Origin of the sequence: Halobaculum sp. MBLA0147 (genome assembly GCF_041361345.1) — an archaeon.
Lineage (GTDB): Archaea > Halobacteriota > Halobacteria > Halobacteriales > Haloferacaceae > JAHENP01.
In genome coordinates this window covers 1,806,934-1,820,355 of sequence record NZ_JBGKAD010000001.1, presented here as the reverse complement: position 1 = coordinate 1,820,355, position 13,422 = coordinate 1,806,934, and the positions used below count along the sequence as shown (strand labels likewise).

The following is a 13,422-nucleotide window of genomic DNA, read 5'->3' as shown; positions in this document are numbered from 1 at the left end:
CGACACAGTATCGAACTGATGCCGGAGATAGGACTCGGGGAACGGATGGACGAGCTTCTCAACAACCTTCCGGTGTCCGAGCAGAAGAAACGAGAACTCAGGTCCGACATCCAGGCCGATCTAGAGGAGCCGGTTCGACTCATCGGTGCTGGCCAGACGGGTGTCGGGAAGTCGACACTCCTTCGGTCGATCTTCGCGGTCAGAGACGAGGACATTCCCGAGGAGATCACTACGGACGCGACGCGAGCCGAGACGGAGCGATTTCGATCGTTCCAAATCGAGAACGAGGACGGGTTCAAGATCGAGTTCACCGACGGTCCGGGACTCGGTGAGTCGATGCAGAAAGACGAGGAGTTGATCCCCGAGTGGATCGAACAGGTACGACAACACGACCTGTTGTACTGGGTGATCGACGCATCGAGTCGTGACATCCGTCACATCCAGGAGAACATGAAACGAATCCTCGACGAGACCGGGTACCGTGACCGGATCGTCGTGGTTCTCAACAAGGTCGATCAGATCGAACTCGAACGGAGCGAGCGTGAGGACGATATACAGGGTTGGAACGAGACGTACAACGTCCCGACGGACGAACTGGAACGGCAGATCGAGCGTCGTACGGACGACATCGTCGACAAGCTCACTCGGGTCGGTGTCCCAGAAGACCAGATCGTCGCGTGTTCGGCACTCAAGCGGTGGAATCACGGAAAGGTACTCGACACTATCATCCAGAACCTCCCCCCAGAGAAACAGATCAAAGCCTCGGCGAACCGCGACGTCGCAGACATCAGAGAACTCGTCTCCGACGAGGTTCTCGAAGAGATCGAGTGACAATCCACCACACGGAGGTTTCCCAACATGTCCGACGCCAAGAAAATGAAACGGAAGTTGAAGAGTGAGATAGACGACATGGACAAGAAGGAGTTGGAACGGATCGAGAACGACAAGAGTCGCCTACGAAAGTGGGCGAAGCGAGTTCTCAGTGCCGCGTGGAGCACGATCAAAAGCGCCATCGGCGGATGGATCTCTTCGCTGTTCCTGTAGCTCACTCCACTTCCACCGTCCGCGGCGAACCTTTACCCACGAACCCGACCAAGAGTCGTCGATGGCAGAGGCCGCCGACACGGACCCCGACCAGCAGTACGTCGCCCACCCACTCCTGACGCCGCAGGTGGTCGAGGATCGCCGCTACCAGGGACTGCTGGCGGACGCCGCCGCCGACGCACACACGCTGGTCTGTCTCCCGACCGGGCTCGGGAAGACGACGGTGTCGCTGCGCGTCACCGCGCGGCGGCTCCACGAGGTCGGCGGGAAGGCGCTGTTCCTCGCCCCGACCAAACCGCTCGTCCAACAGCACGCGGACTTCTACCGCGAGGCGCTGGAGGTGCCCGACGAGGAGATCGTCGTGTTCACCGGCGAGGTGGCACCAGAGGACCGCGCGGCGGTGTGGGACGACGCCCGGATCGTGATCGCGACGCCGCAGGTGATCGAGAACGACCTGATCGGCAACCGGATCTCGCTGGCCCCCGTCTCGCACCTCACCTTCGACGAGTGTCACCGCGCAACCGGCGACTACGCGTACGTCTACATCGCAGAGCGGTACCACGCGGACGCCGCCGAGCCGCTGGTGACGGCGATGTCCGCCTCCCCCGGCGGCGACGAGGAGGAGATCCGGATCGTCTGCGAGAACCTCGGCGTCGACGAGGTGGAGGTGATGACGGAGGGGGACGCCGACGTGGCGGAGTACACCCACGAGACGGACGTGGAGTGGGAGGAGATCGAACTCCCCGAGGAGGTGATCCAGATCCGCGACACCCTCAACGAGGTCATCAGAGATCGCCTCCAGAAGCTGAAGTCGCTCGGCGTCGCCGACACCACCCAGCCGGACGTGTCCCAGAAAGCGCTCAACGAGATGCGCCGACAGCTCCAGGGGATGATGGACGCGGGGCAGTCGGACGCGTACAAGGGGATGTCCACCCACGCGGAGGTGATGAAACTCCGGCGTGCCGTGGAGTTGGTCGAAACCCAGAGCGTGGAGGCGCTGGACCGGTACTTCGAGCGCCAGCGGGAGGCGGCCCGGTCGTCGGGGGCGTCGAAGGCGAGCCAGCGGATGGTGTCGGACCCGAAGGTCCGTGAGGCGATGCGGCTGACGGACGCGTTCGACGACCTCCACCCGAAGTTCAGGCGGACGCGGGTGTTGCTCGCCCAGACGCTCGGCATCGGCGGCGGCGAGCGCGTGATCGTGTTCACGGAGTCGCGCGACACCGCGGAGGCGCTGACGGAGTTCCTCGGGGAGTCGTTCGAGGCGCGACGGTTCGTCGGGCAGGGCGACAAGGACGGCTCCGACGGGATGACACAGACACAACAACAGGAGACGTTGGACCAGTTCCGTGCCGGCGAGTTCGAGGTGCTCGTCTCCACGAGCGTCGCCGAGGAGGGGTTGGACGTGCCGGAGGTGGATCTCGTCTTGTTCTTCGAGCCGGTACCGACGGCGATCCGCTCGATCCAGCGGAAGGGCCGGACCGGCCGTCAGGAGGAGGGGCGCGTCGTCGTGTTGATGGCCGAGGACACCCGCGACGAGGCGTACTTCTGGATCTCCCGCCGGAAGGAGAAGAAGATGGAGGCGGAACTCCGCTCGCTGAAGAGCGTCGCCGACGAGATGTCCGAGGAGTTGAGCGGCCAGTCCGCACTCGACCAGTTCGACGACGAGGCGGATTCGGACGAGGCCGATGGAGAGTCGACGAGTCCGGACGCGGCGGGAGACACGAGAGCAGGAGACGCGACGGCGGCCGGCTCCGACGAGACGGGCTCGGCAGACGAGACGACGGCGGGACAGCCGGGGCTGTCGGACTTCGACGCCGAGACGGAGCGCGACGACTCGTCCGCTGGCGACCCGGAGACCGTGGACGCAGATGCGACGGCAGACGGAGACGCAGCAGCGAGGACGGACACCCCCACGGACCCGGACACGACCACAGACGGCGCGGACACCGACACTACCGCGGAGGAAGACGCCGGCGCGGAGGAAGACGCCGGCGCGGAGGAAGACGCCGGCGCGGAGGAAGACGCCGGTGCGGACGCAGACGACGCTGTGGGAGACGCCGACTCGGCACTCGCCACGCTGGACACGGACGAGGCGACGGTCGCGACGGCGGGCGAGCACACCGACACGACGGAGATTGTGATCGACCAGCGGGAACTCGACACCACCATCGCGCGGGACCTCTCGACGCGGGAGGGCGTCACGACGCGGCTGGAGACGCTGGCGGTGGGTGACTACGTGCTCTCGGATCGTGTCGCGGTCGAGCGGAAGTCAGTCGCGGACTTCCTCGACACGCTGCTCGGCGGGGACCGCTCGCTGTTCGAGCAGGTGGGCGACCTCGCACGGGCGTACGCGCGACCGGTCGTGATCGTCGAGGGAGGAGACCTGTACGGGGAGCGGAACGTCGACCCGAACGCGATCCGTGGCGCGCTGGCGTCGCTGTCGGTCGACTTCGGCGCGTCGATCCTCCGCACCGAGGACACCGACGGCACCCGCGACATGCTGGCGGCGATCGCCGAGCGCGAACAGGGGGACAACGACCGCGAGGTGTCGGCCCACGGCGAGAAGGCCGACAAGACGCTCGCCGAACAACAGGAGTACGTCGTCAGTTCAATCGCCGACGTGGGGCCGGTGACGGCGCGGGCGCTCCTGACGGAGTTCGGTACCGTCGAGGCGGTGATGACTGCTCGCGAAGACGACCTACTCGAGGTGGACGGCGTCGGCGAGGTGACCGCCGACCGCATCCGCGAGGTGATCGGCAGCGAGTACGTCGGGGAGTAGACGCCACGAACCGGTCTGTGACCACCGGACGAGCGAGTGGTCGCCGTCGCGGATACCCTTTTCCCGCTGCCGACCCTCGCGACTGGTATGTCCGAGACACTGACGGACGAGGAGATCGCGGATCGACTGCCGGCCGAGTGGACGCGCGACGGCGACGAGATCGCCCGCACCTACGAGTTCGACTCGTACCTCGCGGGCGTCGGCTTCGCGGCCGGCGCGGGTGGGCTCGCCGAGGAGGCGTTCCACCACCCGACGATCACCGTCGAGTACGGCGAAGTGACCGTCGAACTCACCACGCACGACGCCGGTGGCATCACCGAGAAGGATCTCGACCTCGCCGAACGACTCGACGAACTCGCAGACTGAGTCGGTCGCCGCCGACGCTCCCCGTGACGGCGACGAGAGTGAGAACGGCGGACCGGGGACCTACCGTCGCGCCGCGGCGGCGGCGACGGTGTCGCGTGCGTCGTCGAGATCGGCGAGGACGCCCGTCGCCGTCGACAAGACCGGGTGGGCGACGTCGAGGTCACCGTAGAGGTAGTCGAACCAGTGCGGGTACTCTCGCTCGTGGCTCTGGATCGTCTCCTGCCGGTCGGCGAGGAGGCGTTCGACGTTCGACTCGTGCCACTCGATCCGTTCGGTCGCCGCGACGAGGTCGACGAACCCACCGTCGGTCGCGTCCTCCCGGACCGCGTCGACGGCGTCGGCCGCGGGGGCGAGCGTCTCGCGTGCACGGTCGAGCGCCGTCTCCTCGGTGTCGAGTTTCGAGAGGAGCTCCGTCCGTCGACGCTCGGCCTCCTCGGCGCTGCGAACGAGCGCGGTCTGGAGCGCCGGCGTGAGGTGGCCGCCGCCGACGACCGTGCCGGCGATTCCCTCGGTGAACTCGGCGGCCATGCTCTGTCCGAGCGTCTCGTCGTACTCCGAGGCGTGGTGTGGGGTGCTCATCACCGTCTCGTCGTAGGCACGTCTGACGGCGACGAGTCCGTCTTCGTCGACACCCCTACTGGCGGTCGCGACGGCGCCACCGCCGGTCGGGGGCCCCACGTCCGGCGTCGCCGGGGTGTTTGTCTCCAGTCGGCTCACGCGCCGACGGAACTGTTCGAACGCGTCACGCTCCGCGGTCGCACGGCGGTGCTCGACGGCGACGGCCTCGCGGGCGTCCCGCAAGCCGACGAGCGCCGCGCCAGCGAGGAGGAGGGCGACGACTGTCACGAGGAGTACGGCCAGCGCGGTGAGTAGTTCCGGGTGTCCACAGTCCGCGACGCGACAGACTGACTCGACTCCGTCTGCGAGCCCGCGCGTCGACATCCGTCCCGCACCGCCTGGTACTCCGGCCTGTTCGACCATCCGTGCTACCCTTTCTCGCTCCACCCCACAAGACCCTTGTCCCGGTGTCGAGTGTGTGAAATGTTACCACGGAGACACGTCGGCCCGTCGGTCGGCCGTGGCGGTCCTCCACCGACGCGACGAGTGTGGCCGTGTTCGAGTGTCGCTGGCGACGCCGTCGTGCTCGGACGTCGCTGGCGACGCAGTCGTGCTCGGACGTCGCTGGCGACGCAGTCGCGTTCGTCTTCGGCTACGGGCGACGGCTCCGGACGTGGTCCGGTTGCATCTCGCCGAGCCACTGCAGGACGAACCACAGACAGCCGGTTCCGACGAGCGCCCCGGCGACGACGGCGACGGCCAGCTGGACGGGTGTCGCGTCGGCTTGGAGCGCGACGAGTCCGCCGGAGGCGGCGACGGTCGCGACGAACCCGATCTTCAGCCGGGTCCGTCCGGCGTCGCGCTCCTCGAGACTGTCGGTCGGGCCCACCATCTCACTCCTCCGCCGTCGGCCCGGGCACGGAGACGTGGAGTCCGAGGAACTTCCACTCGGCCTCGTCGTCGTCGCGGTCCGTCCCCTTCGGCCCGTCGCCGCCGCCGTCTTCGGTCTCGTCGACGCGGGTGAGTGTCCCGCTCCAGCGCGTGTCGTAGGCGTGGTCCTCGTAGCCGGTCGTGTCGTACCACTCCAGTCGCACCGCGTCGGAGACGGCGGCGTGGTCCCCGCGGTCGACGACACGTAGATCTCGACTCTCGACCGTCCAGTCGCGCGTCCGGGCGGTCTGGTCCGAGAGCCCGTCGGCCAGGTCCGCGTACCCCACCAACTGCTCGCCGATCCCGAACTTCACCACGTCCGGCGACTCCACGAAGAACGACGCCAGCGGCTCCCCCGACCGCAACGCCTCGTAGTACGCCTCCACGGTCTCCTCGGGTGTCATACCCTCCCGTTCTCGGTCGGTGTTTGTAACCTGTGCCCTTTCTCCCCGCGCCGGAACACCGGCTCTCGGAGACGGTCGTCGATCGCTGCGTCCGCCGCCGGACGCCCCCGTGTCGAAAGGCGAAAGCACGCGGGCCGCGTGGCACACACGTGAGCTACTCGGTCACCTACTACTGTCCGCGGTGTGGGGCACTGGTCGACCTCCAGCGCGAGGGGTACCTCGACGACAAGTCCGTCACCCCGTACCCGCTGGAGGGGTGGACGTACGCCGAGGCCGGCGAGTCGTTCGACGAGACCGACGGCGTCCGGTTCGTCTGCGGCGAGCCCGCGGACGACCTCTCGTGGCGACACCCTCCGGACACCGAGGCGGCGGGTGACGTTGCCGCCGCCTCCGGGTCGGAGTCGGCCGGCACCGAGTCGACGGGGGACGCCGCCGATCCCGAGCCGGAGCCGGTCGGCTGCGGCGAGGCGTTCTACCTCTCGTTCCTCCGGTTCGCGGACGGTGAGGAACTGGACCCGCGCGGTCCGACGGAACCGGAACACGTCGAACTCGCGGAGGGACGCGGCCCAGAGTCTCCGTCCGGGCCGAGCGGTCCGAGCGGGTCGACCGACACCGACGACTCCGGCGGCGGGTTCTACTGAGAGACCGGTGCTCCCGCCCCGATCCACTCGTCGGTGCCCCACGCCCGACGGTGGAATTATATTCCTCACGCGCCAACCGGGTGCCAGTGAGTATCGAACTCGAACGGCGGACAGACGCGCCGGGGGACGCGTCCCACGAGGGGGCCGCCTGGGCGCTCAAAGAACGCATCCGACGCGAGGAGGGGGTACTCAAACAGCGACGCGGGTTCTTCTCGGACGCCTACCGGCGCTCGGAGACGCACCTCCTGTTCGAACACGGTCCCGACGGTCGCCGACGGACGGACGGGACGACGGACGGGGACCTCGTGGGGTTCGTCTCCGCTCGCCGCGACGGCTACATCCTGTTTCTCGCCGTGAGTCCGGACGCCCGCGGCCGCGGCTACGGGAAACGACTCGTCGCTCGAATCGCCGACGAACACCGGACGGTGACGTGTCACGCGCGGGCGACGAACCGCGCGGCACTGGAGTTCTACGAGGCGATCGGCTTCGACGTGGAACGCCGGATCGACGGCTACTACGAGGACGGCGGCGACGCCTACTACCTCAAACTCGGCGAAGACGGCGGCCTCACCGACCGGCTGTCGAGTCTCCTGCGGTAGCTCCGTCGACCGCGGTCGAGGGACGCCACCGAATCCACGAGCGGTCGAGGCACGCCACCGATTCCACGAGCGGTCGAGGCACGCCACCGATTCCACGAGCGGTCGAGGCACGCGACAGAGTCCCGAGAGCGGTAGCCGTATCCCGTTGGCGACCGAACCACGGGTGCGCGCCTTCAGTCCCCGTCCGAGTAGACCCACACGGGTGCGATGACGGTACGGCGAACCCGGGCGCGCGACACGACGGCCTCTCGCCGGCCACGACGGCGAGCGCCCGGCACGAGGGTTAGCCGGCCGACCAGGGCACGCTGCCGGGAGTGACGCCGGTCGTTAGTGTTCCGGGCGACACGACACCCCACCAGCCGTGGCCGTGGCGGTTCGACCGGCACGACTCCTCGCGAGCGACGCGTCTCGACCGCGGCGAGTGACGCGTCTCGACCCCCATCACGCGGACCGTCGTCGTATCACCGACTCGATACGAAACGGTCGTGAAACGGTAGCCGTCCCGCCACTCTCGTCTCCCGATCACCGAACGACTCCGACGACCGTTTCACGAGCGAAATCACCAGACGGCGGCGGACTGTTTCACACTGTTTCGAACCGTTCGACACCCCGGTCGTCGTTCCACACGCCGCCGAGAGGTGGGTTTCGAGTCGAACCGAGACCGGTCTCGACGAGGGTCACGACGGGGGTGTCGCCGTCGTCGCGAGCGACGCGGCGTTTCGACGCGTTTCACGCGGTGGCGGGTGGAACGGTCGCCCGGGTCGATCGAACGAGTCGGAACGATCGACGGCCACACACCCGCCACACGAAACGGCTACACCCGTTTATGTGGGAGTCTCCCCACCGAGTGAACGCCATGTCAGGTACGTCGAAGCGCCCGTCGAACGACGGACGCACGTCCGTAGAGTCGCCAACGCCGACGGTCGTCCTGGAGCTCCGCGAGGGGGAACTCGCGGACGCCGCCGAGACGACGCCGACCCTGGGGGAACGACCCGTCGTCGTCGTCGGCTTCGCCCGTGGAGACGCGGAGCTGGCCGAGCGGCTGGCGCGAGATCGCGACGTGTGGTACGTCGACGCCGCGCGCTCCGGCGGGACGGCGACGGTCTCGGGAGCGACCGTCGTCGGTGCCGCGTCGCCCACGGACCACACGGGCGTCGGCGTGGCGCTGGCGTCGTGTTGTGAGTCGGCCGCGACGACGGGCGACCCCGTCTGTCTCGTCCCCTCGCTCACGGCGCTGCTCCAGTACGTCGACGCGCGTCGTGGCTACCGGCTCTGTGACGCCGTGGCCGCGCGGGTCGCCCGGGCGGGCGGGGAGACTCGCCTGTGGCTCGACCCGGCGGCCCACGACACACAGACGGTGGCGACGTTCCAGACGCTGGCGGACGCGGTCGACGACCGCACCGCACGCGACACCACGACGGAGCGGGGCGGCGACGGGCACGCGTAGCGGTCCCGCCCCCGCCACCGGCGTCCACCCGCGTCCCTGACGTGGCCGGTCCCCGGTCTCGAACGCACGGACTGTCGGCCCTCCACGGTCCAGTCGTCCGGACCGGCGCGGACCCGGAGCGATTCTCCCGACCCCTCGCCGAGAGTCACCACCCAGCGGTGTCGCCGTCACGACCCGAGTCCGGGTCGCCGTCACAACCCGGCGGTGCCGACGACGGCACCCACCCGGCGGTGCCGACGACGACACCGTACCCCTACCCGTTCCTCGACGCTCGACCCACGACGCCACGTCCTCCGAGTCGCGTCCCACGGTCTGCGAGTCGCGTCTCACGGTCTGCGAGTCGCGTCGCCGACGACTCGCGCGTGCGAACTGTTTAACTGCGAGAACGGGAAGAGAGTACACACGTCGATGGACAGGTCGACACGGCGCGTGACGACGGCACTCGTCGTCGCCGTCGTCTGTCTCGGACTCCTCGCGGCCGGTACGGTGCCGGCGGTGACGGGGGAGTCTCCGGACGGGCGGGCGACGACGGCACTCGACGGTCGGGTCGCGGACCCGATCGAGATCACGACGAGCGGCGTCCTCGCCGAGGACGTGTTGACGACTCGCGAGTCGGTCGCGTACCTCTGGGCGGACGACCGCGTCCGCGTCCGTGTCGAACTCTCGACGGCGGCCGGCGAGGGTGACGGCCACTACGACGTCTGTGTCGGTGCCGGGCCAGCGGACGGCGACGCGACCGCCGAGGAGTTCGCGTGTCGTTCGGTCGTGTTGTCGGCCAACACCACGCAGTCGTACACCTTCGCGTTCGACGAGTGGCCGGGCGACCGCGGGCGCCAGAGTCTCGGCGTCGTCGTCTCCGCGGACACACTCAGCGGCGAGGTGGAGGCGCGGGCCAGCCACCCGGTTCGCGTGCTCGTCCGCGAGGGCGACCTCGACGGCGACGGCCTGGACAACGAGCGCGAACTCGACGGCGGGACGGACATCGACAGCGCGGACACCGACACCGACGGCCTCGCGGACGGACTGGAGGTGCGGACCTACGAGACGGACCCGACGGCGGCGGACACGGACGGTGACGGCCTCTCCGACGGGGCCGAAGTGTACACCCACCGGACGGACCCGACGGCGGCGGACACGGACGGGGACGGTCTCTCCGACGCCGCGGAAGTGACGGAGCACGGGACGGACCCGACGGTGGCGGACACGGACGGTGACGGGCTCTCGGACGCGGCGGAGGTGACGGACCACGGGACGGACCCGACGGTCGCGGACACCGACGAGGACGGGTTGGACGACGCGGCGGAGGTGACGAACTACGGGATGGACCCGACGGCCGCGGACACGGACGACGACGGGTTGGACGACACCGCCGAGGTGCTCACCTACGAGACGGACCCGACAGTCGCGGACACGGACGGTGACGGTCTCGCGGACGGCCGCGAGGTGAAGACGCTGCGGACGGACCCGACGGCGGCGGACACGGACGGGGACGGGCTCGCCGACGGGACGGAACTGTCGACCGGGACCGACCCGCTGGTGGCGGACACTGACGGCGACGGGCTCCGCGACGGCCGCGAGGTGAACGACTTCGACACGGACCCGCTCGACCCGGACACGGACGGCGACGGGATCGGCGACGCACAGTCCGTCCAGCGTGCTCCCGTCTCTCCGCCGGTGTTGGCCGGCCTGTTGATCCTCGCGCTGCTGGGGACCGTGCTCGTGATCACTCGCGACCGGTGGCTGTCCGAACTACTGGGTGGCCCGGACGACCGCGAGGGCGGTCCGGCCGGTACGGTCGACGGTGACGACGGCGATCCGGACGACGGAGCGCCCCCCGCGGTACGGTTCGGCGACGACCCGCTGGGTGCCGTGCGGAGCCGCCTCCGTCGGTCGCCGGCGGTCGCGCGGCTCCGCGCACTGCTCGACGGGCCGGCGACGACCGGCGAGCGCACGACCGGATCGGCGGTTCGGGACCCGACCGACGAGCGCGCCGCCGGACCGGCGGTCCAGGACTCGACCGGCGGAGGCGGCAGGACCACGGCGAGTGCGGCCGACGCCACGCGCGGTGACGACGGCGCGGCGCGTGGTGCCGACGACACGGCCGGCGCGTCTGCGACGGCGGGAGAGTCGTCGCTCACCGAGACGGTGTGGGCCGCCGCGGTCGAGGCTCGTCGGCGGGCGCGTGCCGCGGGTGCGGCGTTGGCCGGCGAGTCCGTGTCTCCGCAGCGAGAGGGGTCTCCCGACACGGCGTCCCCGGACACGACACCGGCGACGAGAGCCGAGCGGGCGGACGACGAGTCCGACGACACCGGTGTCCCGTTCGATCCCGCGAGTGACCCGACACCGGCGGAGGGATCGGCGCCCACCGCTCCGACGGAGCGCTCGACCACTGCGACCGACCCGCCGACGACGGACGCGGACGGCCGTACACGACCGAGCGGCGTCGGCGACGAGACCCAGCCGGAGCGAGCGCAGGGTGCCACGGTGGTCGACGGCGTGACGGCCGGTCGCGACGGCCACCCGCCGGACGGAGACGTGGCGGCCGCCGACGAGACGGCGGACCCGACGGCGTTGGACACGGAGACGATGCCGAACGAACGAGTCGTCGAAGTCGTACTCGCGGCCAACGACGGCCGGATGCGGCAGTCGGCGCTGGTCGACGAGACCGGCTGGTCGAAGGCGACGGTGAGTCGCGTCCTCAAGCGGATGGACGAGGACGGCGCGGTGACGAAGATCAGCGTCGGCCGCGGGAACGTCGTCGCGCTCCCCGGCTCGGAGCCGGAGGGTGCCGCCTCGCCGTTCGACGACGAGTGAGGATCGGGCTACTCTGCCGGTGCGCCCTCGTACTCGACGGTCGGGACTTCGACGCGGTCGAGGACACCGGCGAGCACGTCCCCCTTCGCGACCTCGTTGACCTTCGCGTCCGGCGTGAGCACCAGCCGGTGTGCGAGGACGGGTTGTGCCACGCGCTTCACGTCGTCCGGCGTGACGAACTCGCGGCCGGCCAACACGGCGGCGGCTCGCGTCGCCTCCAACAGTCGTTGTGTCCCACGTGGCGAGACGCCGACCTCCACCCGCCGGTCGGTGCGGGTCGCGTGGGTGATCCGCGCCATGTACTCCAGCAGGTCGTCGTCGACGCGGACGTCCTCGGGAGCGGTACGCACGTCCCCGACCGTGTCGGGGTCCAGCACCGTCGCGACGCTCGGGTCGCGGTCGGTGCGGCCGACGCGGCGTCGCAACAACTCGACCTCGCCGGCCTCGTCCGGGTAGCCCATCGCGGTCTTGACGACGAACCGGTCGAGTTGCGCCTCCGGCAGCGGGAAGTTCCCCTCCTGTTCGACCGGGTTCTGGGTGGCGATCATGAAGAACGGCGACGGGAGGTCGTACGTCTCGCCGTCGACGGTGACCTGTTCTTCCTCCATCGCCTCCAGTAACGCCGCCTGCGTCTTCGGCGGCGCGCGGTTGATCTCGTCGGCCAACACCACGTTCGCGAAGATGGGGCCCTCCGAGAACTCGAACTCGCCGTCGCCCTCGTTGTACACGTTCGTCCCCGTCACGTCCGACGGGAGCAGGTCCGGCGTGAACTGGACCCGCGAGAACGACAGCCCCAGCGCCGTCGCGAACGAGCGGGCCGTGAGCGTCTTCCCGGTCCCGGGCACGTCCTCGATCAGCACGTGGCCCCGAGAGAGGAGTCCCAACAGTACGTTCTCGAAGAAGGTGTCTTCGGCGACGATCGACTCCGAGAGGGTGGAGAGCACGTCCGCGCAGGCACCACTCGCGTCGGTCACGTCCATGGACCACCCTCCGGGAGGCCACCACTTCAACCGTGGGGGTTCGTCTCACCCCTCGGACGGCGACGCGGAGACGAGCCGCCGGCGTCGTCGACCGTCTGGAACCGAAACGGACTAAAACGCAGACGGGGTAGTTGTGACCGAGCCGAGGTAGCCTAGCCCGGCCAAGGCGGTTGATTCGAGATCAACTGTCCGTTCAGGACACAGGAGTTCAAATCTCCTCCTCGGCGCTCCTCTCGACGACGACTCGACCAGCGGCGGTGCCGCTTCGACCGACTCTCTCCGGCTCCACCGGCGACGCTCTGCCCGACCCCTGTCGACAGACTGACACGGTTCCACACGACCCCTCCGTTTCGGGTGGAACGGACCCGTCGACAGAGGCCGATCACATCGTCGCGAGACGGCAACGGGACGGTGTTCTCACTCTCGACAGGTCTCTCACCGGGTCTCACGTCGGCGCCGACGAGGGACGGTGGTCCGCCGAGCCTCACGAGCGGTCTCACCCGTCGTAGTTGCCGAGCGTGTCGACGGGTGCGTCCGTGTCGCGGAGGCGACGGCGGCGCTTGTCGTAGGCGCCGTCGAGGTCCAGGAGTTGGCGGCGCCGCGAGACGAGGTAGCCGTCGACTTCGCTGCGGTCCTGCGGGTGGGCGGCCCGGATCCACACCGGCCGACTCCCCTCCGAGAGCCCCTCGGCCCACGCCTCGGCGCTGCGCCGGTCGGGGAACGTCCGTCGCGGCCCCTCGCGGTTGACCAACCGGCCGACGGCACCGTTGGCCTTCCGGGCGGACGGCTTCACCTCAACGACGTACTCGCGCTCGCCGCTCACGACACCGACGTAGTGCCCACCCGTACAAAAACGTGAA

General features: G+C 69.4%; 13 protein-coding genes and 1 tRNA gene. 9 read left to right on the top strand and 5 right to left on the bottom strand.

The window, feature by feature from the left end:
- The first annotated feature begins 18 nt into the window (after nucleotides 1–18).
- From RYH80_RS08680 to RYH80_RS08665, 4 genes are all read left to right on the top strand, one after another.
- Nucleotides 19–831, top strand: a complete 813-nt coding sequence (locus tag RYH80_RS08680; protein WP_370903463.1) for a GTPase family protein — start codon at nucleotides 19–21, stop codon at nucleotides 829–831.
- 27 nt (nucleotides 832–858) lie between these two features.
- A complete protein-coding gene (locus RYH80_RS08675; protein ID WP_370903462.1) occupies nucleotides 859–1,044 on the top strand; it encodes a hypothetical protein in 186 nt (61 codons plus the stop codon).
- A gap of 61 nt (nucleotides 1,045–1,105) precedes the next feature.
- Nucleotides 1,106–3,823: a DEAD/DEAH box helicase gene (locus RYH80_RS08670; protein WP_370903461.1), complete on the top strand. Its 2,718-nt coding sequence runs from the start codon at nucleotides 1,106–1,108 to the stop codon at nucleotides 3,821–3,823.
- Between the two features lie 87 nt (nucleotides 3,824–3,910).
- Nucleotides 3,911–4,189, top strand: coding sequence for a 4a-hydroxytetrahydrobiopterin dehydratase (locus RYH80_RS08665; RefSeq protein WP_370903460.1), 279 nt, complete (start codon nucleotides 3,911–3,913; stop codon nucleotides 4,187–4,189).
- 60 nt (nucleotides 4,190–4,249) lie between these two features.
- Here the strand turns inward: RYH80_RS08665 and RYH80_RS08660 are convergent, their stop codons facing one another.
- The 3 genes from RYH80_RS08660 to RYH80_RS08650 form a co-directional block, all read right to left on the bottom strand.
- Nucleotides 4,250–5,170 carry a DUF7260 family protein gene (locus tag RYH80_RS08660; protein ID WP_370903459.1) on the bottom strand — a complete coding sequence of 307 codons (921 nt, stop codon included), beginning with the start codon at nucleotides 5,168–5,170 and terminating at the stop codon, nucleotides 4,250–4,252.
- A 229-nt stretch (nucleotides 5,171–5,399) separates the two neighbouring features.
- Entirely contained in the window at nucleotides 5,400–5,639 is a 240-nt protein-coding gene (locus RYH80_RS08655; RefSeq protein WP_370903458.1) for a DUF8527 family protein, read from the bottom strand.
- Between the two features lies 1 nt (nucleotide 5,640).
- Nucleotides 5,641–6,081, bottom strand: a complete 441-nt coding sequence (locus tag RYH80_RS08650; protein WP_370903457.1) for a nuclear transport factor 2 family protein — start codon at nucleotides 6,079–6,081, stop codon at nucleotides 5,641–5,643.
- Nucleotides 6,082–6,230: 149 nt separating this feature from the next.
- Here RYH80_RS08650 and RYH80_RS08645 point away from each other — a divergent pair, with 149 nt between their 5' ends.
- From RYH80_RS08645 to RYH80_RS08630, 4 genes are all read left to right on the top strand, one after another.
- Nucleotides 6,231–6,722 (top strand): DUF7969 family protein, encoded by a 492-nt coding sequence (locus RYH80_RS08645; protein WP_370903456.1) that lies wholly within the window; start codon nucleotides 6,231–6,233, stop codon nucleotides 6,720–6,722.
- Between the two features lie 86 nt (nucleotides 6,723–6,808).
- Entirely contained in the window at nucleotides 6,809–7,321 is a 513-nt protein-coding gene (locus RYH80_RS08640; RefSeq protein WP_370903455.1) for a GNAT family N-acetyltransferase, read from the top strand.
- Nucleotides 7,322–8,177: 856 nt separating this feature from the next.
- Nucleotides 8,178–8,768: a DUF7504 family protein gene (locus RYH80_RS08635; protein ID WP_370903454.1), complete on the top strand. Its 591-nt coding sequence runs from the start codon at nucleotides 8,178–8,180 to the stop codon at nucleotides 8,766–8,768.
- Between the two features lie 408 nt (nucleotides 8,769–9,176).
- Nucleotides 9,177–11,582 (top strand): helix-turn-helix transcriptional regulator, encoded by a 2,406-nt coding sequence (locus RYH80_RS08630; protein WP_370903453.1) that lies wholly within the window; start codon nucleotides 9,177–9,179, stop codon nucleotides 11,580–11,582.
- 8 nt (nucleotides 11,583–11,590) lie between these two features.
- Here RYH80_RS08630 and RYH80_RS08625 read toward each other — a convergent pair whose 3' ends face one another.
- Nucleotides 11,591–12,562, bottom strand: coding sequence for an AAA family ATPase (locus RYH80_RS08625; protein ID WP_370903452.1), 972 nt, complete (start codon nucleotides 12,560–12,562; stop codon nucleotides 11,591–11,593).
- A 141-nt stretch (nucleotides 12,563–12,703) separates the two neighbouring features.
- Here RYH80_RS08625 and RYH80_RS08620 point away from each other — a divergent pair.
- A tRNA-Ser gene (locus RYH80_RS08620) sits at nucleotides 12,704–12,789 on the top strand.
- 269 nt (nucleotides 12,790–13,058) lie between these two features.
- Here the strand turns inward: RYH80_RS08620 and RYH80_RS08615 are convergent.
- Nucleotides 13,059–13,385, bottom strand: a complete 327-nt coding sequence (locus tag RYH80_RS08615) for a DUF8081 domain-containing protein (protein ID WP_370903451.1) — start codon at nucleotides 13,383–13,385, stop codon at nucleotides 13,059–13,061.
- Nucleotides 13,386–13,422: the final 37 nt, after the last annotated feature.

Bases quoted from the DNA above. Each gene is read 5' to 3' on its own strand.
- RYH80_RS08655 (WP_370903458.1), bottom strand. From the start codon at position 5,639: ATGGTGGGCCCGACCGACAGTCTCGAGGAGCGCGACGCCGGACGGACC.
- RYH80_RS08670 (WP_370903461.1), top strand. From the start codon at position 1,106: ATGGCAGAGGCCGCCGACACGGACCCCGACCAGCAGTACGTCGCCCAC.
- RYH80_RS08625 (WP_370903452.1), bottom strand. From the start codon at position 12,562: ATGGACGTGACCGACGCGAGTGGTGCCTGCGCGGACGTGCTCTCCACC.
- RYH80_RS08630 (WP_370903453.1), top strand. From the start codon at position 9,177: ATGGACAGGTCGACACGGCGCGTGACGACGGCACTCGTCGTCGCCGTC.
- RYH80_RS08680 (WP_370903463.1), top strand. From the start codon at position 19: ATGCCGGAGATAGGACTCGGGGAACGGATGGACGAGCTTCTCAACAAC.
- RYH80_RS08660 (WP_370903459.1), bottom strand. From the start codon at position 5,170: ATGGTCGAACAGGCCGGAGTACCAGGCGGTGCGGGACGGATGTCGACG.
- RYH80_RS08635 (WP_370903454.1), top strand. From the start codon at position 8,178: ATGTCAGGTACGTCGAAGCGCCCGTCGAACGACGGACGCACGTCCGTA.
- RYH80_RS08665 (WP_370903460.1), top strand. From the start codon at position 3,911: ATGTCCGAGACACTGACGGACGAGGAGATCGCGGATCGACTGCCGGCC.
- RYH80_RS08675 (WP_370903462.1), top strand. From the start codon at position 859: ATGTCCGACGCCAAGAAAATGAAACGGAAGTTGAAGAGTGAGATAGAC.
- RYH80_RS08650 (WP_370903457.1), bottom strand. From the start codon at position 6,081: ATGACACCCGAGGAGACCGTGGAGGCGTACTACGAGGCGTTGCGGTCG.